This window comes from Streptomyces longispororuber (assembly GCF_014656095.1).
In the GTDB taxonomy this organism is placed as follows: domain Bacteria; phylum Actinomycetota; class Actinomycetes; order Streptomycetales; family Streptomycetaceae; genus Streptomyces; species Streptomyces longispororuber.
In genome coordinates, this window is record NZ_BNBT01000003.1 from 116,937 (window position 1) to 135,792 (window position 18,856).

The following is an 18,856-nucleotide window of genomic DNA, read 5'->3' on the forward strand; positions in this document are numbered from 1 at the left end:
GCGTGACGGCCCGAGGCTCACCCCCCGAACTTCATGAAGGGAACCAACCGGAATGGGTCCCCATCCTGCGGTCGCGGCGATACGCCTGGCGGTCCGCCGCGTCCTCCACGACGTCCTGAACGACGTCACCGCCCACCGCGCGACCGACACCTCGCGCGCCCCCCACCTCGACCCGGGCGCCCCCTGTCCCGACCCGGGCGCCCCCCACCCCGACCCGGGCGCCCCGACCGCCCCGCGTGCCCCGCACGAGCAGGCTCCTTCGCCGCTCGTGCTCGTGGCGTGCTCGGGCGGTGCCGACTCCATGGCGCTCGCCTCCGCCCTCGCCTTCGAAGCCCCCAAGCTCGGCATCCGCGCCGGCGCCGTCACCGTCGACCACGGTCTGCAGCCCGGCTCGGACGCGCGGGCCGCCGAAGTCGTCAGCCGGATGACCGCCCTCGGCCTCGACCCGGTCGAGTCGCTCGCCGTGTCCGTGGGCCCCGCCTCGGGCCGCGCCGCGCACGGCGCGGCGTACACCGGGGGCGGCGAGCGGCGGGTGGGCCCCGAGGCCGCCGCCCGCGACGCGCGGTACGCGGCCCTCGACGACGCCGCCGAGCGCCACGGGGCCGCCGCCGTGCTGCTCGGCCACACCCGCGACGACCAGGCCGAGACGGTCCTGCTCGGCCTCGCGCGCGGCTCCGGCATCCGCTCGCTGTCCGGCATGGCCGCCGTCTCCGGCGTCCGCGGCCGCTACCGCCGCCCGTTCCTCCAGCTCGACCGGCAGACCGCCCGCAAGGCGTGCATGGTCCAGTCCCTGCCGGTCTGGGACGACCCGCACAACGCGGATCCGGCCTACACCCGCTCCCGCCTGCGCCACGAGGGCCTGCCCGCCCTGGAGAAGGCGCTCGGCAAGGGCGTCGTGGAGGCCCTCGCGCGCACCGCCCAGCTCTCCCGGGACGACGCCGACGCGCTCGACGCCTGGGCCGCCGAGGCCGAGGCGACCGTCCGGGACGAGGCCGGGCGCCTGGAGTGCGCGAAGCTGTTCGCGCTGCCGCCCGCGGTGCGCCGCCGCATCGTGCGCCGCGCGGCCATCGAGGCCGGGGCTCCGGCGGGCGCCCTGTTCGCCCGGCACATCGAGGAGGTCGACCGGCTCATCACCGGCTGGCGCGGCCAGGGGGCCATCAATCTCCCGGGCAAAGTCGTCGCCCGGCGGCAGGGTGGCAGACTGGTGATCCGGCAAGGCTGACGCGGCAGACCGTCCCCAGCTCATGCGAGCTGGTTCTCCGACAGTTTTCCGCGGGCCGGTGGGACGACCGAAAGTGATGCGGGTGGACGCGAAAGACATGAGCACCGACCTCCAGTCGGTGCTCATCACCAAGGAAGAGATCGACGCGAAGCTGGCCGAGCTGGCCGCGAAGATCGACGCGGAGTACGCGGGCAAGGACCTGCTCATCGTCGGCGTGCTCAAGGGCGCCGTCATGGTCATGGCGGACCTGGCGCGAGCCCTGTCCACCCCGGTCACCATGGACTGGATGGCGGTGTCGTCGTACGGCGCGGGCACCCAGTCCTCCGGCGTGGTCCGCATCCTCAAGGACCTCGACACGGACATCAAGGGCAAGCACGTCCTGATCGTCGAGGACATCATCGACTCCGGCCTGACCCTGTCCTGGCTGCTGTCCAACCTCGGCTCGCGCGAGCCCGCCTCCCTGAAGGTGTGCACGCTGCTGCGCAAGCCGGAGGCCGCCAAGGTCGCGATCGACGTCGAGTGGGTGGGCTTCGACATCCCGAACGAGTTCGTCGTCGGGTACGGCCTGGACTACGCCGAGAAGTACCGCAACCTCCCGTTCGTGGGCACCCTCGCCCCGCACGTCTACGGGGGCTGAGCGGGCCGGCGGCGGCCGCCGGTCGCCCGGGGCGGCGCGGGCCCCGGGAACCCCGAGGGCTTTCCCGCCGTTGGAGCATGCGAAGGCGGGATTGCCAGCCGTCCCGTGCGGCTTCGGGTGACAATGCTGGGGTACCGTCCGAAGAACAGTCTTTATCAAACTCACTATGGCAGGAGGTACGGAGCGGCATCGCTCCGTGTGGATGGACGTGAAGCGATACTTCCGTGGGCCAGTCATGTGGATCGTGCTGGCCGTCCTTGCCGTGGTCGTGTTGATGCAGGTCGTCGGTTCGGGCGGCGGCTACAAGACGGTGGACACCGGCCAGGTCGTGCAGGCCATCGCCCAGAACAAGGTCGAGTCGGCCAAGCTCACGACCGGTGACGATCACACCATCAAGGTCGAGCTCAAGGACGGCCAGAAGGTCAAGGGCAGCAGCAAGATCCAGGCGAGCTACATCGGCGACCAGGGCGTCGAGATCGCCAAGATGCTGCAGGCCAAGTACGAGGACAAGCAGATCCCGGACGGTTACACCGTCTCGCCGTCGAAGCAGAACCCGTTCGTCGGCATCCTGCTGTCCCTCCTCCCCTTCGTCCTGATCGTCGTCGTCTTCCTGTTCCTGATGAATCAGATGCAGGGCGGCGGCAGCCGGGTCATGAACTTCGGCAAGTCCAAGGCGAAGCTCATCACCAAGGACACCCCCAAGACGACGTTCGCCGACGTCGCCGGCTCCGACGAGGCGGTCGAGGAGCTCCACGAGATCAAGGAGTTCCTCCAGGAGCCCGCCAAGTTCCAGGCCGTCGGCGCCAAGATCCCCAAGGGTGTGCTGCTGTACGGCCCGCCCGGTACGGGCAAGACGCTGCTCGCGCGCGCCGTCGCGGGCGAGGCGGGCGTCCCGTTCTACTCGATCTCCGGTTCCGACTTCGTCGAGATGTTCGTCGGTGTCGGTGCCTCCCGTGTCCGTGACCTGTTCGAGCAGGCGAAGGCGAACGCCCCGGCGATCGTCTTCGTCGACGAGATCGACGCCGTCGGCCGCCACCGCGGCGCCGGCCTCGGCGGCGGTCACGACGAGCGTGAGCAGACGCTCAACCAGCTCCTCGTCGAGATGGACGGCTTCGACGTGAAGGGCGGCGTCATCCTGATCGCCGCCACGAACCGCCCGGACATCCTCGACCCGGCGCTCCTGCGCCCCGGCCGCTTCGACCGGCAGATCGCCGTCGACCGCCCGGACATGCAGGGCCGTCTGGAGATCCTCAAGGTCCACCAGAAGGGCAAGCCGGTCGCTCCGGACGTCGACCTCGCGGCGGTCGCCCGCCGCACCCCGGGCTTCACGGGCGCCGACCTGAGCAACGTGCTGAACGAGGCGGCCCTGCTCACCGCCCGCAGCGACAAGAAGCTCATCGACAACCACATGCTGGACGAGGCCATCGACCGCGTCGTCGCGGGCCCGCAGAAGCGCACCCGGATCATGTCCGACAAGGAGAAGAAGATCACCGCGTACCACGAGGGCGGACACGCCCTGGTCGCGGCGGCCTCCCCGAACTCCGACCCGGTACACAAGATCACGATCCTGTCGCGCGGCCGTGCCCTCGGCTACACGATGGTCCTGCCGGACGAGGACAAGTACTCCACGACGCGTAACGAGATGCTCGACCAGCTCGCGTACATGCTGGGCGGGCGCGCGGCCGAGGAGCTCGTCTTCCACGACCCGACCACGGGTGCCGCGAACGACATCGAGAAGGCCACGGCCACGGCCCGCGCGATGGTCACCCAGTACGGCATGACCGAGCGGCTCGGCGCGATCAAGTTCGGCGGCGACAACACCGAGCCGTTCCTCGGGCGCGAGATGGCGCACCAGCGGGACTACTCGGAAGAGGTCGCGGCGCTGGTCGACGAAGAGGTCAAGAAGCTCATCGAGACCGCGCACAACGAGGCCTGGGAGATCCTGGTCGAGAACCGCGACGTCCTGGACAACCTGGTCCTCGCGCTGCTCGAGAAGGAGACCCTCGGCAAGGAGGAGATCGCGGAGATCTTCGCCCCGATCGTCAAGCGCCCGGCCCGCCCGGCCTGGACGGGTTCCACGCGGCGTACGCCGTCGACCCGCCCGCCGGTGCTCTCGCCCAAGGAGCTGTCCCTGACGAACGGCGCGAACGGCGCCACCCCCGCGGTGTCCGCCTCCGGCGGCTCCACCCCGTCCACCGCCTCCAGCGGTGAGACGCAGCCCCGCGAGGTGGCTCCGGAGGACCGTCCCGAGAGCTGATCCACCGAGCCCCACCCGGCCCGGAATGGATGCCGTGCCCCCCTGGTTCTAGCCTGGGGGGCACGGCTTTTTTCGGCCGTTCGCACGTATCAGAACCAGGAACGAGGCATAGATGACCGACCCCGTGACGCTGGCCGGCGAGGGCTCGATCGGTGAGTTCGACGAGAAGCGGGCCGAGAACGCCGTACGGGAGCTGCTGATCGCGGTCGGCGAGGACCCGGACCGGGAGGGCCTGCGGGAGACCCCCGCGCGCGTGGCGCGGGCGTACCGGGAGATATTCGCGGGCCTGCGGCAGAAGCCCGAGGACGTGCTGACGACCACGTTCGACCTCGGGCACGACGAGATGGTCCTGGTGAAGGACATCGAGGTGATGAGCTCCTGCGAGCACCACCTGGTGCCGTTCGTGGGCGTCGCCCACGTCGGGTACATCCCCTCCCACGACGGCAAGATCACCGGGCTGTCGAAGCTCGCCCGGCTCGTCGACGTCTACGCGCGCCGACCGCAGGTCCAGGAGCGGCTCACCACGCAGATCGCGGACTCCCTGATGGAGATACTGGAGCCGCGCGGGGTGATCGTCGTCGTCGAGTGCGAGCACATGTGCATGACAATGCGCGGGGTGCGCAAGCCCGGCGCGAAGACCATCACGTCGGCGGTGCGCGGCCAGCTCCGCGACCCCGCCACGCGCAACGAGGCGATGAGCCTCATCATGGCGCGCTAGCGGACAAAGTTCCCTGCTGGGCGCGGTGGGCGCTCGGGGCGGGGGCGCTCCGGCCCCCTCCTGGCCGCCCGCCGCCGCGCCCGCTCGCGCAGTACAGCGCCGGGTGCTCCGTACGGCCGTGAGCGCCCCGCGTGGCCGCGGGTGGCGGGAAACGGTCGGTCGGGCCGGTCAGGCCGCGGCCGCGCCCGGGGGGTCGTCGTCGCCGTTCTCCGGGAGCTTGCAGACGCGCTCGAGGAAGAACGCCGCCGCTATCACGCCGATGCCCGCGATGACCGAGAAGCCCGCGTAGTACGCCTGGTCGCGGCGCTCGGGCAGGTCGAGGAACTCCAGCAGGAAGGCGCCCACGCCCCCGTACATCCCGCTGACGAGGGCCGCGACCAGGGCGCTTGCCTGGCCGAAGACGACCGCGCGGGCCGCCATCAGCGGCTCGACGCCCTTCGCCCCGGGGCGGCGCTCCCGCTGGGCCCGCAGCCGGGCGCGCAGCGAGATCGCCGTGGCGAGCAGCACCACGGCGATCACCGCCAGGACGATGGGCGCGGCGAGGGGCACGCGCGGCAGCGTGCCCACCGAGTTCCACAGCCGGGCGGCCGCCCAGGAGAGCAACCCGGCGACGACGAAGAGGCCGGCCAGCGTCCTCACACGCAGTTGCTTCATTCCGGAGGTCGCCCCTTTTGCCTCTGTCCCGCTCGCCGCCTTCTCGGTAGACCCTAACGACTACTCGGGCAGCCGGAGTTCCAGGTCGGCGCGCGGCGCGACGCCCTCGCGGGTGACGCCGGCCAGCAGGTCCGCGACCGCGCCGCGGCCGGCGAGCCGCGCCTCGGGGTCCACGTCGTGCCACGGCGCGAGCACGAAGGCCCGCTCGTGCGCCCGCGGGTGCGGGAGGGTGAGGGCGGGCTCGTCGGAGACCACGTCCGCGTACGCGACGATGTCGACGTCGAGCGTGCGCGGGCCCCAGCGCTCGTCCCGCACGCGGTGGAAGGCCTCCTCGACGGCCTGCGCGCGCTCCAGGAGCGAGTCAGGGGGCAGTGTCGTCTTCACGACCACGACCGCGTTGAAGTACGAGGGCTGCGAGCCCGGCTCGACGCCCCAGGGCTCCGTCTCGTACACGGGAGAGACGGCCTTGACCCGCAGGCCCGGGGTGTCCTCGAGGGCGTCCACGGCGCCCTGGAGGGTCTCCAGGCGGTTGCCCAGGTTCGACCCGAGGGAGAGCACGGCGCGGCGCGGGTTGGACAGCGTGGTGTCGGCGGCGTCCACCTGCGCGACGACGGAGGCGGGCACCGGCTGGACGGTGGGGTCGCTCTGGGGGGTCATACGCGGCTCCGGGTGATGGTGACGGTCACGTCGTCGAACGGGACGGTGATCGGGGCGTCCGGCTTGTGCACCGTGACCTCGACCTCCAGGACGCCGTCGTGCTTCAGGCAGGCCCGGGCGATGCGCTCGGCGAGCGTCTCGATGAGGTTCACCGGCTCGCCCTCCACGACGGCCACGACCTCCTCCGCCACGATGCCGTAGTGCACGGTCTTCGCCAGGTCGTCGTCGGCCGCGGCCGCACGGGTGTCCAAGCCCAGGACCAGGTCCACGAGGAAGGTCTGGCCCTCCTCGCGCTCCCGCGGGAACACACCGTGGTGCCCGCGGGCCTTCAGGCCACGCAGCGCGACACGATCCACGCGAATCACTCCTGACAGTCGTCGGTACGGCCGGTTGCTGCCGAGTGCGGTGGGCACACCGGCCACGATCGAATCTACCTGCGGGCACCGACAGCGTGGGCGAGCGGGGCCGCCGGGGGTCGGCCGTCGGGCGTCCGCCGGTGCCCCTACCCACTCACGGGCGGGCCGCCACCCGTCAGGACGGGGTCTCGTCGTCCTCGTCGTCGCCGGACTCGGCGAGCACGGGCGAGGCGTGGTGCGACCACAGCTTCCACCCGTCGGGCGTGCGCCGGAACACGTTCGTGGCGACCACGAGCTGTCCGACGAGCGGCCCGAGCTCGTCGCCGCCCCGCGGCGCCGGGCCGCCGCTGAGGATGTTCTCCGTGCAGGTCACCAGGGCGGTGTCCCCGGCCACGCTGACCCGTACGTCGGTGAGGAAGAACTGGATGTACTCGGTGTTGGCCATGATCAGCGCGTACGACCGCAGGACCTCGCCGCGGCCGGTGAGCACCGGCCAGCCCGGGTGGACGCAGGAGATCGCGGCGCTCCGGTCACCGGAGTCGCGGTCGGCGTCCTCACTGCCGTCGCTGTCGCCGTCGCTGTCGCCGTCGCTGTCGCCGTCGGCGGCCTCCTCGCTGTCGCGGTCGGAGGCGGAGCGCGGGACGGCCCCGGCATCGGCGAGGTCCGTGATGTCCGAGAGATCTGAAAGGTCCGAGAAATCCGAGAGGCCCCTGAGGTCTGTGATCTCCGTGATCTCCGTGATCCCACTGACCTCGGTGACGTCCCGGACGTCCGCGATGTCCTCGGGGCCCTCGGGGTCCTCGACGAGGCGCGGGATGGCCGTGGTCAGGGTCGACGGGCCGCCGCTGCCGGTGCCGTCCGCGAGGTCCGCCGGGTCCAGCCACAGGTCGGACACCGTGTCGAAGTCGCCGCGCTCCAGCGCTTCGTAGAAGGCGGTGTTGGCTTCCTGGACCTGCTCGACGTCCGTCCTGGCGCGTGTCACCGAGCGCCCGCCGCTCCGGCGGCGTCCCCGCCGCCCGCCGCCGTGCCCGGGGTGCTGCCGGGGCGGTGGTCCGCCGCGTCCGTCACCGCCTGGGCCACCCGTACCGCGTCCGCCGTCGCCCGTACCTCGTGCACCCGGACCGCCCAGGCGCCCTGGTGCGCGGCGATGGCCGAGACGGCGGCCGTGGCGGCGTCCCGCTCGCGGGCGGGTGGCGGCGAGCCCCCGGGACCGGCCAGGACCCGGCCGAGGAAGCGCTTGCGGGACGCGGCGACGAGCACCGGCCGGCCGAGTTCGCGCAGCCGGTCCAGGCGGGCGAGCAGCGCCAGGTCGTGCTCGGCGTCCTTGGAGAAGCCGAGGCCGGGGTCGACGACGATCCGCTCGGGGGCGATGCCGCCCGCGATCGCGGCCTCCACGCGCGCGTGGATCTCCTCGACCACTTCGGAGACGACGTCCTCGTACACGGGCTTGGCGCGCAGGTCCGACAGGAAGCCGCGCCAGTGCATGACCACGAACGGCGCTCCCGCGGCGGCCACCACGGGCACCATGTCCGGGTCGGCGAGGCCGCCGGAGACGTCGTTGACGAGCACCGCGCCCGCGGCGAGCGCCTGCCGGGCCACGGAGGCGCGCATGGTGTCCACGGAGACCGTGACGCCCTCGCGGGCCAGGCCCCGCACCACGGGCACCACCCGGCGCAGCTCCTCGTCCTCGTCCACGCGCGTGGCACCGGGCCGGGTCGACTCGCCGCCGACGTCGACCAGGTCGGCGCCCTGGGCGACCAGGTCGATGCCATGCTTGACGGCGGCCGTGGTGTCGAACCAGCGGCCGCCGTCGGAGAAGGAGTCGGGCGTCACGTTCACGACCCCCATGACCGCACAGCGGTCCCACCGGGGAAGCCCCTCGACCCGTCCCCGCCCGCGCAACGTACTCATGCCTCCAGCCTAGGCCCGCGCGCGTGGGTGCTACGCCGCGCGGACCTCGTGCTGCTCGGCGGAGCGCACCGACTGGTGCGGGCAGGGGCGGCGGCCCGCGGCGCGGCCGCGCAGGAAACGCGGCAGGCCGAGGGTCACGAACCCCTCCGCCTGCATGGCCGCGAAGCCGATCCGCGGGAGGTCGCGGCTGGTGCGGTAGACCACGAAGCGCGGCTCCCAGCGCGGCTGGAACTTGGCGTTGAACTTGTACAGCGACTCGATCTGGAACCAGCGCGACAGGAAGACCAGCAGCCCCCTCCAGGCGCGCAGCACCGGGCCGGCGCCCAGCTTCTCGCCGCGGGCGAGGGCGGCGCGGAACATCGCGAAGTTCAGCGACACGCGCGCGATGCCGAGCTTCGGCGCGGCCTGTAGCGCGGCCACGATGAGCAGCTCGTTCATGCCCGGGTCGGCGGAGCGGTCGCGGCGCATCAGGTCGAGCGAGACGCCGTCCTTGCCCCACGGCACGAAGTGCAGGACGGCCTTCAGGTCGCCGTACGGGCCGGGCTGCTCGTCCGCCTTGTGGGCGGTGGCGATCAGGCAGTCGCCGTCGTCGGGGTCGCCGATGCGGCCGAGGGCCATGGAGAAGCCCCGCTCGGTGTCGGTGCCGCGCCAGGCGTCGGCGGCCCGCTGGATGCGCTCCAGCTCCTGTTCGCCGAGGTCACGGATGCGCCGTACGCGCGTCTCGTAGCCATTGCGCTCGATCCGCTTGACCATCTGGCGCACGTTGCGCATCGCGCGCCCGGACAGGGAGAAATCCGCGACATCCACCACCGCCTCGTCCCCGAGCTCCAGGGCGTCGAGGCCGGTCTCGCGCGTCCACACCTGGCCGCCGGTCTCGGAGCAGCCCATGACGGCGGGGGTCCAGGAGTGCGCCTTGGCCTCGTCCATGAAGCGCTCGATGGCGCCCGGCCAGGCCTCGACGTCGCCGATGGGGTCACCGGAGGCCAGCATCACGCCGGACACGACGCGGTACGTGACCGCCGCCTTGCCGCTCGGCGAGAACACCACGCCCTTGTCGCGGCGCAGCGCGAAGTGGCCGAGCGAGTCGCGGGCGCCGTGCTTGGCGAGCAGCTCCCGCAGCCGGGCCTCGTCGTCCTGGGTCAGGCGCGCGGCCGGGTGCTCGGGGCGGAAGGCCAGGTAGATGGTGGTGAGGGCGGTGAGCAGACCCAGGGCGCCGAGCGAGAAGCCGACGGTCCAGGGGGTGCGGCCGGTGTAGTCCACGGGGCCCTCGACGCCGAACAGGCCGTACAGGACGTGCATCAGGCGCTCGGAGATGCTGGGGTCGCCGACCACCTTGTCCGGGTGCACGCTGACGATCACCAGGCCGAGGGCGAGGGAGCCGGCCCCGAGGACGACGAAGTTCGCCAGCGCCCGCCAGCGGCTGCGCGGGTCGGGCAGGGCGGCGAACTCGGCGCGGTGCCGGATCAGCAGCACGAGCAGCGCGATCGAGATCAGCACGCCGATGAACGAGTGCCGGTACGTGAACTGCGCCACGGCCCCCACGGGCAGCAGCACCACGGCGGCGCGCCACGCCCGCCGCTTGTGGCGGCGCAGGCCGTGCGCGAGCAGCAGCAGGAGCACGCCGCAGCTCAGCGCGAGCGCGGCGGCGAACGGCCCGAACAGGCCCGGGAGGACCTCGGCGACCATGTGCAGGCGGCTGTGGCGGAAGCGGGGGAACACACCCGCCGCCACGTTCAGGAGTCCTACGAGCGTGCAGGCTCTGGCGACCCAGGTGGGGACGGCTTCGGGGCGGGGCCCACGGAGGATGCGGCGCAGCCCACCCTTACCCTCTGGACCCTCTGGAACCACACCCGACATTTCCCCATCTATCCTGACAGACATCGCATCCCGTAGTTCTGCGAGAGAGCTTCGATCCGGTGCCGAAGGCGGCATCCGGCGATATTGCGCCCTCTAGGACGGTCCTTCAGGGACACCGGTTCACTCCGAACCGGAAAACCGGCCCAAAGGTGACGGAAAAGGCACGCCAAGGCCGAGGAAAGCCCAGGCCAAACCCGGACCCAGGGCTCTGCCCCCGACCGGAGCTCGCCCTTCCGGCCCCCCGGGGAGCGAACAGGCAGAAAGCGCAGGCAGGATCTTCCCATGGGTCTCACGAGCAACAAAGTGCTGGCACTCGCGATCGCGCTGGCCGTGCTGCTGTTCATCGGCACGGTCTGGCTGTGGCCGCGGCTGGCACGGCAGAACTGGCGCGCCGTCACGGGGCGCGTCGGCCTGCTGCTGGCCACCCAGGTCGCGGTCTTCGCGTCGGTCGGCCTCTTCGCCAACCAGACGTTCGGGTTCTACGCGAGCTGGGCGGACCTGTTCGGGCAGGAGACCGAGAAGGGGGTCGTCGTCGACCACGACGTGCTGAACGGCGAGAAGGGCCCGGTCAAGGTCACCGACACGCAGTCCGTGGACGTGCCCGGCGGGAACACCCCCCGCATCGGCGGCCAGATCCAGAAGGTCCAGGTCCAGGGCCGGCACTCGAAGATCGCGAGCCCCGCCTACGTGTACCTGCCCCCGGAGTACTTCCAGCCGCAGTACCGCCACCGCACCTTCCCGGCCGCCGTGGTCCTGACCGGCTACCCCGGCACCGCGGAGGCCCTCATCAAGGGCCTGCACTACCCGCAGACCGCCCACAAGCAGGCCAGGGACGGCAAGATGCAGCCGATGATCCTGGTCATGATGCGGCCGACGGTGGCCCCGCCGCGCGACACCGAGTGCGTGGACATCCCCGGCGGCCCGCAGTCGGAGACCTTCTTCGCCAAGGACCTGCCCGACGCGATCACCCAGCACTTCCGCGCCGGCAAGAAGCCCGACTCCTGGGGCATCATCGGCGACTCCACGGGCGGCTACTGCGCCCTGAAGCTCGCGATGCACCACCCGCGCGTGTACGGCGCGGCGGTGAGCCTGTCGGGCTACTACAAGGCCGCGGAGGACGTCACCACGGGCAACCTCTTCCACGGCGACAAGAGCCTGCGCGACCGCGCCAACCTGATGTGGTACCTGGAGCACATGCCGCCCCCGAAGACCTCCCTGCTGGTGAGCAGCAGCAAGAAGGGCGAGGGCAACTACAAGGACACCCTGAAGTTCATCGACAAGGTCAAGCCGCCGACGCGGGTCTCGTCGATCATCCTCGACAGCGGGGGCCACAACTTCAACACCTGGCGCCGTGAGATCCCGGCGTCGCTGGTGTGGATGAGTGGCCGCCTGACGGGCGGCTCGGACGTGCGGTAGGCCGTACGGAACCTCTCGCCTGCCCGGCCGCGCCCACCCGTCCCTCAGGGGCGGGTGGGCGCATCTGTCGGGCGTACCCCTCCGGGGTCGCGGGATCGCGGGGGCCGTCAGGCGCCGCCGACCGAGGCCACCGTCTCCAGCTCGACGTCCGCGCGCGCGACGGCGCGCGCGTCGGCCGCGGTGGACCGCCGCAGGGCCTCGTGCAGCCGCGCGGGCGTCAGCACCCCGAGGAACCGCCCCTCACTGTGCTCGTCGATGACCGCGATCCATCCCGCGTCGTGCTGGAGCATCGTCGAGAACGCCTGCTTGAGGCTGGCCCCCACCGGCAGCCAGGCCTCCATGCGCCGCGCGTGCTCGCGCACCGTGCCGCCGCCCGCGCGCGCGTGCTCGGCGGAGATCCAGCCGTGCAGGTTGTTCTCGCCGTCCAGGACGACGGCCCAGGGGGCGTCGAGCTCGGCGGGCAGCGGGTCGTCGAGGTGCACCACCGGCGGCTGCTCCAGGTCGCCCTCCTCGATGGGCGTCACCGACAGGCGCTTGAGCCCCCGGTCGGCGCCGACGAAGTCCGCCACGTACTCCGTCGCGGGCGAGCCGAGGACGGTGGAGGGCGTGTCGAACTGCTCGACGCGGCCGTGTCCGTAGACGGCGATGCGGTCCCCGAGGCGGACCGCCTCCTCGATGTCGTGCGTGACGAACAGCACGGTCTTCCGTACGGCCTGCTGCAACCGGAGGAACTCGTTCTGCAGATGCTCGCGGACCACCGGGTCGACCGCGCCGAACGGCTCGTCCATCAGCAGCACCGGCGGGTCGGCCGCCAAGGCCCGCGCCACGCCCACGCGTTGGCGCTGGCCGCCGGAGAGCTGCTCGGGGTAGCGGCCGCCGTACACGGCCGGGTCGAGGCCGACCAGGTCGAGGAGTTCGGCGGCGCGCTCACGGGCCTTGGCGCGCTTGACGCCGAGGAGGTGCGGCACGGTGGCCGTGTTGTCCAGGACCGTCTTGTGCGGGAACAGGCCGACTTGCTGGATGACGTACCCGATGCGGCGCCGCAACCGCACCGGGTCGATGCCGGATATGTCCTCGCCGTCGAGGAATATCCGCCCGCTGGTGGGCTCGATGAGCCGGTTCACCATCTTCATCGTCGTGGTCTTGCCGCAGCCCGACGGGCCGACGAGCGTGACCAGTTCACCCTCGCCGACCTCGAAGGACAGGTCGTCGACGGCGGTCGTGCCGTCCGCGTACCGCTTGGTCACGTGTTCGAACCGGATCATGGGTCCCCATTGTGGCGCGTGTGATGTGAAGGCCGTGTTGCGCCCGTCGTACGAGTCTCGGCGATTGTCAGTGCCCGGCGTTAGGGTCGCGGGACAAAGGGCAGTGTGCGCGCGGTCGTGTACGGGCGGGCGCACGCGGCCACTCGCGGGCGGGCGTGTGTGGTCGACAGGACACGCGGCACGTGTGCGATGAAGCACAGGTCCGGCCGGCATGGCTTACGGGGAATCGGGGGAGGCGGGGCGGGTGAGCAAGCGGAACTGTCTCGTGACGAACGACTGGATCTGCGGCGAGTACGTCCGCTCACGCAGCCAGGAGTTGACCGACGCGACGGTGCAGCACATCGGCATCACGGCCGCGTCCGTGGCGATAGGCGTCGCGGTGGCGCTGCCGCTCGCGCTGCTCGCCCGCCGCTGGCGGTTCCTCGCCGCGCCGATCCTCGGCGTGACGACGGTGCTGTACTCGATCCCGTCGCTGGCGATGTTCTCGCTGCTGCTGCCGCTCTTCGGCCTCTCCGTGTCCCTGGTGATCACCGGCCTGGTCCTGTACTCGCTGACGATCCTGGTCCGGAACATCCTCGCGGGCCTGCGCGCCGTCCCCGAGGAGGCGAGAGAGGCCGCCAGGGGCATGGGCTACGGCCCGGTGCGGCTGCTGTGGGAGGTCGAACTGCCGCTGGCGCTGCCCGCGCTGCTCGCCGGCGTACGGATCACCACGGTCTCCACGGTGGCGCTCACCACGGTCGGCGCGATCGTGGACTACGGCGGCCTCGGCACGCTGATCCTCGACGGCCTCGACACCCAGTTCAAGGCCCAGGTCCTCACGGCGTCGGTGCTGTGCGTGCTGCTCGCGCTCGCCGCCGACCTGCTGCTGCTCGCCCTCCAGTACTGGCTGACGCCCTGGACGCGGGCGCGTCGCATACGTACGGGCCGCTCCGCGCGCACGGCGGACGCGGCCCCCGGGGTGGGCAAGGTGGCTGAGCCCGTATGAACGCGATATCCGGTGCCTACGACTGGCTGACCACGTCCGCCAACTGGCAGGGCGAGAAGGGGGTGTGGCACCGCCTCGCCGAGCACCTCTACTTCAGCGGGGTGTGCCTCGCCGTGGCGTGCGTCGTCGCGCTGCCCGTCGCGCTCCTCCTCGGGCACATCGGCAAGGGCGGCGCGCTCGCCGTCAACATCTCGAACGTGGGCCGCGCGGTGCCGACCCTCGCCGTGCTCATCCTCCTCACGCTCACCCCGCTCGGTGAGCACGGGGACGTGCCGACGCTGATCGCCCTGGTGCTCTTCGCCGTGCCACCGCTCCTGACGAACGCGTACGTGGGCATGCGCGAGGTGGACCGCGCGGTGGTGGAGGCCGCGCGCGGCATGGGCATGAGCGGCCGCCAGGTGTTCGCCCGGGTCGAGCTGCCGCTGGCGTACCCGCTGGTCATGACGGGCGTACGGTCGGCCGCCGTCCAGGTGGTGGCCACGGCGACGCTCGCCGCGATGGCGGGGGAGGGGGGCCTGGGCCGGATCATCACCGCCGGGTTCAACCTCCAGAACACCCCGCAGGTGGTCGCGGGCGCCTTCCTGGTGGCGGTGCTGGCGCTGGTCGTGGAGGGCGTGCTCGTCCTGCTGGGGCGGGTCTTCGACCCGATGCGGGGAAGGTCGCGCGTGAGCGGCTGACGACCCGGTCGCCCGATCCCTCCGACCCTGCGGCCCTTTCGGCCCTTTCGGTCTTTCCGATCCCTACGACCCCGGGGCCCGGCCCCGGACCTCGTCACTCTCGAATGGTGGTTCACCGATGAACAGCAGGACGCGCCGCGCGCGGCGGATGACAGGGACGGCCGCGATCGTCGTGGCGCTGGGCGCGGGGCTCACCGCGTGCGGCGGCGACAGCCTGGAGGATGACGGCAAGGGCTCGGGCGGCGGCAAGGGCGAGATCGTGGTGGGTTCGGCGCGGTTCACCGAGCAGAAGGTGCTCGCCGAGCTGTACGCGGGCGTCCTGCGGGACGCCGGTTACGACGCTTCGGTGAAGACCGTGCAGAACCGCGAGGTGTACGAGCCCGAGCTGAAGAAGGGCTCCATCGACGTCGCGCCCGAATACGCGGCCACCCTCGCGGAATTCCTCAACCTGAAGAAGAACGGCGCCGACGCGAAGCCCGTCGCCTCCAGTGATCTTGATACGACGGTCCGCGCGCTGACGAAGCTGGCCGAGCCGCACGGCCTCAAGGTGCTCCCCGCGGGCCGGGCGGTGGACCAGAACGCGTTCGCCGTCACCGCGGAATACGCCAAGGAACACAAGCTCAAGACGCTTTCCGACCTCGGCAGGTCGGGCGAGAAGGTCAGGATCGCGGCCGGCGACGAATGCGAGACGCGGCCGTTCTGCGCGCCGGGCCTGAAGAAGAAGTACGGCATCGACGTCGCCGGAATCGACCCCAAGGGCGTCGGCACCACGCAGTCCAAGCAGGCCGTGAAGAACGGCACGGACCAGCTCGTCCTGACCACCACCACGGACGCGACGCTGAAGAACTTCGGCCTGGTGATCCTGGAGGACGACAAGAAGCTCCAGAACGCCGACAACATCCTCCCCGTCGTGAACGAGAAGTCGGCGGGGGACAAGGAGGTGGCGGCCGCGCTCGGCAAGCTCACCAAGACACTGACGACCGAGGACCTCATCGAACTGAACCGCAAGGTCGACGAGGAGCGGCAGAAGGAGGGCGACGTCGCCGAGGACTATCTGAAGTCCAAGGGCCTGATCGACAAGTAAACGGGAAGGAGCGGCGGCGTAGGGGCGAAGCGGGCACGCGGTGCGCGCGCCGGGTTGCGGAATCCAGCCGGAGGAGATGGAGTGACCGGTCGGAGAAGAAGAAGCGCGGCAGGGCGGGGAGTTGCGGTGGGGGCACCGGGATTTTGGCGGGCGAGGCACCAGACTTCGCCTACGCGCGGTAAGTTTCTGGCCATGCCACGTGGACGTCACCGCCATTCCCCGCCACTGCACCGGCTGCTTCCACCCTCGGCGGTCGCAGGCTTCTCCCTGGTCTGCGCCGGCGGCGCCTGGCTGTTCGCGGAACCCGTCGTCCTGCGCGGTCTCGCCGCCGCCGCGGCCGCGAGCGCCGTCGTCGGCTCGGTCGTGATGCGCCGCTGGGACCGGGCCGCGGGCAAGCGGGTCGCCGAGCTCGGCCGGGTGCGGGCGAGCGAGGAGTGGCGGTACGAGGAGCGGATAGCGGAGTGCGAGTCCGACCTCGACGAGGCACGCGCCCTGCGGGCCAGGCTGGAGAACAAGCTGCGCGCCAAGCGGGCGGAGCTGGCCGCGCTGCGCAACGAGCACGCGGCGCTGCTGCGCCGGTACGCGACGGCGGAGACCGAGCGGGCCAGCGCCCTCGAAGGGCAGCGGCTGCTCGCGATGGAGACCTCGTCGCCGCTCGAACTCACCGGCGGCACCCCGGACGAGGCGGTTCCCGCGGGTACGAGCACGCTGACGGCGGCGCTGTACGGCAAGGCCAACGCGGCCCTTGACCACCTCACGGCCCCGGCGGAGCCGACCGCCAAAGGGGAGGAAGGACCCGCCGGGCCCGGCGATGCTCCCGCCCCGGCCGAGCCGGCCGGGGACGGACACGAGCGGGCCGCCGCCGACCCCGTCCACGTGACGGTCCCGGCCGCCGCGGCGGTCGTGCCGCCGGCGCAGGTCCGTCAGCCCGCCGAGGAGGGCGGCTTCGACTTCTTCGGCACGAAGAGCACGGCGGCGAAGAGCACGGCCCCGGCCGCGCTGGACGCCGTGCAGAACGAGGACCTCGCCGACGTGGTGGGCGAGGAGGCCCTCGCGGTGCACAAGGCGGAGGCCGAGGCCGAGTTCAAGCCCGCGGACGCGACGACGGACGCGGAGCGCGGGGTGGGCCAGGTCATCGACCTGACCGCCCACGACGAGACGGAGCAAATCGACATGCAGGGCCTCCGCACAGCCCTCCGGGCCTGACCCCCACCCTCCGACCGGCCCTCGGGGAGGCCGCCTCGTGGCGTCGCCGGGGGCACTGCTCTGCCGGAGGAGGCCTGCCCGGGCTCGACCACGGCCGTCCGGCCTGGCCCCAGCCGTCCGACCGGGCCTCGGGGAGGTCGCCCCGTGGCGTCGCCGGGGGCGCTGCTCCCTGCCGGAGGGGGCCTGCCCGGACTCGGCCGCCGGTCGGCCTGGCCCCAGCCGTCCGACCGGTCCTCGGGGAGGTCGCCGCGTGGCGTCGCCCCTGCCATCGCCGGGGCACTGCTCCCTGCCGGAGGGAGCCTGCCCGGGCCCGGCCACGGCCGGTCGGCCTGGCCACGGCTGCCCGGGCCTGGCCCCAGCCGTCCTGGTCTGGCCGAACGCCCTCTGCCTGGTTGGGCCCGCCAACGGGTGCGACCCTGGCTCCTCCGCCGCCCTTAGCGGAGCGGCGTCGGCCCGCTGGGGCTGGCCCCACCGCCCGCCCCCCGCCGCGGCGCGGAACCTGCGGTGGCCCCGTCAGACCCGGCCCGTGGTCCGGCCACACGGCCCCCGCCAGGCCGGGCCCACCCACCCGCCCCCACCTTGGCAGCCGCCGAGACGGATGCCATGGCACAGCCAGGTCGCAAGGGGTGGTCAATGCGGGGGCCTGTGGCAGACAGCCGAAGACTCCTCCACAGCCGCTCCACACGGGCCGAACCCGTCCAGCAGGACAGCCGCGGGCGGGGAAGATTCCTGCGACGGGACGCCAAAGACAAACCCGCCGCAGCGCTCAGCGCGGGCCGCGAACTCAGTGAGCCGGTCGTCACGGGCAAGCGGGCGGAGCCTCTTGTGACGGACACCCGAAGACACAACAGCAGCGCCCCGCGCCGTCTCCGACCCTGCTAGGCCGGGGAGTCGCAGGCGGGCACACGGCAGGTGTTTGTGGCGGATCCCCGAAGGCACACTCGTCAGCGCGCTGCGCCATACCGGGACCCGGACCCGGCGAAGGCAGACGCTCACGGGTGGCGGATGGGGATTTCGTGGCGGACAGCCGAAGGCATACGCGCAGCGTTCCGCACCGGACCGGTCCCGGCGAAGCCATGTGGTCATGTGTAGGTGGGCGGAAAGTCCTGCGACAGGCACCCAAAACGCACCCGCAGCGCTCCGCGCTGGCCCCGACCCTGGCTAGGCCCGAGGAGCCAGGAGCCACAGGGAGCGGTTCGCAGGGGTTTGTTGCAACGGGTACCCGAAGGCGCACTCGCAGCGCCCCGCGCCGACCCGCACGCGGCGGGGCCAGGCGGTTACGCGCGGGTGGGTGGGAGTCTCGGTGACGGGCGGCCGTAGGCGTATCCGCGGCGCTCCGCGCCGACCCGCATCTGGCAAGGCTGGGTGGTCACGCGCGGCTGGGTGGGGTTTTCAGTGACGGGTGGTCGAAGGCGTATCCGCGGCACTGTGCGTCGGTCCGCGTCCGGCAAGGCTGGATGTTCACGCGCGGGTGAGTGTGAGGTTTGGTGACGGGCGGTCGAAGGCGTACTCGTGGCCGCTGTGCGCCGGCCTGCGTCCGGTGAGGCTGTGTGGTCACGCGCGGGTGGGTGGGAGTTTTGGTGAGGGTGGCTGAAGGCGTATCCGCGGCGCTGTGCGTCGGTCTGCGTCCGGTGAGGTTGGGTGGTCATGCATGGGTGGGTGTGAGTTTCGGTGACGGGCAGTCGAAGGCGCACCCGCGGCGCTCTGCGCTGGCCTGCATCCGGCGAGGTTGGGTGTCACGCGCGGGTAGGTGGGTTTTCGGTGATGGGCAGCCGTAGGCGTATCCGCGGCGCTCTGCGCCGACCCGCGTCCGGTGAGGTTGGGTGGTCACGCGCGGGTGAGTGGGGTTTTCGGTGACGGGCAGCCGAAGGCGCACCCGCGGCGCTCTGCGCCGACCCGCGTCCGGTGAGGTTGGGTGGTCACGCGCGGGTGAGTGGGGTTTTCGGTGACGGGC

The 18,856-nt window shown here is 72.1% G+C and carries 16 protein-coding genes and 1 pseudogene; 9 read left to right on the top strand and 8 right to left on the bottom strand.

Annotated elements, in window-relative coordinates; translation table 11 throughout:
- Window positions 1-52: 52 nt before the first annotated feature.
- The 4 genes from tilS to folE all read left to right on the top strand — a co-directional run bounded on the left by tilS (window position 53) and on the right by folE (window position 4,834).
- Window positions 53-1,222 carry a tRNA lysidine(34) synthetase TilS gene (tilS, locus tag IE330_RS01860; protein WP_190134013.1) on the top strand — a complete coding sequence of 390 codons (1,170 nt, stop codon included), beginning with the start codon at window positions 53-55 and terminating at the stop codon, window positions 1,220-1,222.
- A 76-nt stretch (window positions 1,223-1,298) separates the two neighbouring features.
- Window positions 1,299-1,859 (top strand): hypoxanthine phosphoribosyltransferase, encoded by a 561-nt coding sequence (gene hpt / locus IE330_RS01865; RefSeq protein ID WP_190134045.1) that lies wholly within the window; start codon window positions 1,299-1,301, stop codon window positions 1,857-1,859.
- Window positions 1,860-2,061: 202 nt separating this feature from the next.
- A complete protein-coding gene (gene ftsH, locus IE330_RS01870; RefSeq protein WP_190134046.1) occupies window positions 2,062-4,116 on the top strand; it encodes an ATP-dependent zinc metalloprotease FtsH in 2,055 nt (684 codons plus the stop codon).
- 112 nt (window positions 4,117-4,228) lie between these two features.
- Window positions 4,229-4,834, top strand: coding sequence for a GTP cyclohydrolase I FolE (gene folE, locus IE330_RS01875; RefSeq protein WP_190134014.1), 606 nt, complete (start codon window positions 4,229-4,231; stop codon window positions 4,832-4,834).
- A gap of 168 nt (window positions 4,835-5,002) precedes the next feature.
- On the opposite strand, the gene IE330_RS01880 is transcribed toward folE, so the two are convergent.
- From IE330_RS01880 to IE330_RS01910, 7 genes and pseudogenes are all read right to left on the bottom strand, one after another.
- Window positions 5,003-5,488, bottom strand: coding sequence for a DUF3180 domain-containing protein (locus tag IE330_RS01880; protein WP_190134015.1), 486 nt, complete (start codon window positions 5,486-5,488; stop codon window positions 5,003-5,005).
- Window positions 5,489-5,548: 60 nt separating this feature from the next.
- Complete coding sequence (gene folK, locus IE330_RS01885; RefSeq protein ID WP_190134016.1) at window positions 5,549-6,145, bottom strand: 2-amino-4-hydroxy-6-hydroxymethyldihydropteridine diphosphokinase; 597 nt, start codon at window positions 6,143-6,145, stop codon at window positions 5,549-5,551.
- Window positions 6,142-6,501, bottom strand: a complete 360-nt coding sequence (gene folB / locus IE330_RS01890; RefSeq protein WP_190134017.1) for a dihydroneopterin aldolase — start codon at window positions 6,499-6,501, stop codon at window positions 6,142-6,144. The genes folK and folB overlap by 4 nt, the downstream gene beginning before the upstream one ends.
- Window positions 6,502-6,676: 175 nt before the next feature.
- Window positions 6,677-7,171: a nuclear transport factor 2 family protein gene (locus IE330_RS01895; RefSeq protein ID WP_229925272.1), complete on the bottom strand. Its 495-nt coding sequence runs from the start codon at window positions 7,169-7,171 to the stop codon at window positions 6,677-6,679.
- A 192-nt stretch (window positions 7,172-7,363) separates the two neighbouring features.
- A pseudogene (locus IE330_RS01900) lies at window positions 7,364-7,483 on the bottom strand (nuclear transport factor 2 family protein); the annotation flags it as partial.
- Window positions 7,480-8,412 carry a dihydropteroate synthase gene (folP, locus tag IE330_RS01905; RefSeq protein WP_229925268.1) on the bottom strand — a complete coding sequence of 311 codons (933 nt, stop codon included), beginning with the start codon at window positions 8,410-8,412 and terminating at the stop codon, window positions 7,480-7,482. The gene folP and the pseudogene IE330_RS01900, both read right to left, overlap by 4 nt.
- A gap of 30 nt (window positions 8,413-8,442) precedes the next feature.
- Complete coding sequence (locus tag IE330_RS01910) at window positions 8,443-10,269, bottom strand: phosphatidylglycerol lysyltransferase domain-containing protein (protein WP_190134018.1); 1,827 nt, start codon at window positions 10,267-10,269, stop codon at window positions 8,443-8,445.
- Window positions 10,270-10,551: 282 nt separating this feature from the next.
- On the opposite strand from IE330_RS01910, the gene IE330_RS01915 reads away from it, so the two are divergent.
- A complete protein-coding gene (locus IE330_RS01915; protein ID WP_190134019.1) occupies window positions 10,552-11,685 on the top strand; it encodes an alpha/beta hydrolase in 1,134 nt (377 codons plus the stop codon).
- A 107-nt stretch (window positions 11,686-11,792) separates the two neighbouring features.
- On the opposite strand, the gene IE330_RS01920 is transcribed toward IE330_RS01915, so the two are convergent.
- Window positions 11,793-12,950 carry an ABC transporter ATP-binding protein gene (locus tag IE330_RS01920; RefSeq protein WP_190134020.1) on the bottom strand — a complete coding sequence of 386 codons (1,158 nt, stop codon included), beginning with the start codon at window positions 12,948-12,950 and terminating at the stop codon, window positions 11,793-11,795.
- A gap of 244 nt (window positions 12,951-13,194) precedes the next feature.
- Between IE330_RS01920 and IE330_RS01925 the strand changes: the two genes are divergently transcribed.
- From IE330_RS01925 to IE330_RS01940, 4 genes are all read left to right on the top strand, one after another.
- Entirely contained in the window at window positions 13,195-13,935 is a 741-nt protein-coding gene (locus IE330_RS01925) for an ABC transporter permease (RefSeq protein WP_190134021.1), read from the top strand.
- Window positions 13,932-14,612 (top strand): ABC transporter permease, encoded by a 681-nt coding sequence (locus tag IE330_RS01930; RefSeq protein WP_190134022.1) that lies wholly within the window; start codon window positions 13,932-13,934, stop codon window positions 14,610-14,612. The genes IE330_RS01925 and IE330_RS01930 overlap by 4 nt, the downstream gene beginning before the upstream one ends.
- A 118-nt stretch (window positions 14,613-14,730) precedes the next feature.
- Window positions 14,731-15,696, top strand: coding sequence for an ABC transporter substrate-binding protein (locus IE330_RS01935; RefSeq protein ID WP_190134023.1), 966 nt, complete (start codon window positions 14,731-14,733; stop codon window positions 15,694-15,696).
- Between the two features lie 192 nt (window positions 15,697-15,888).
- Window positions 15,889-16,902, top strand: a complete 1,014-nt coding sequence (locus IE330_RS01940) for a hypothetical protein (RefSeq protein WP_190134024.1) — start codon at window positions 15,889-15,891, stop codon at window positions 16,900-16,902.
- Window positions 16,903-18,856 lie beyond the last annotated feature (1,954 nt).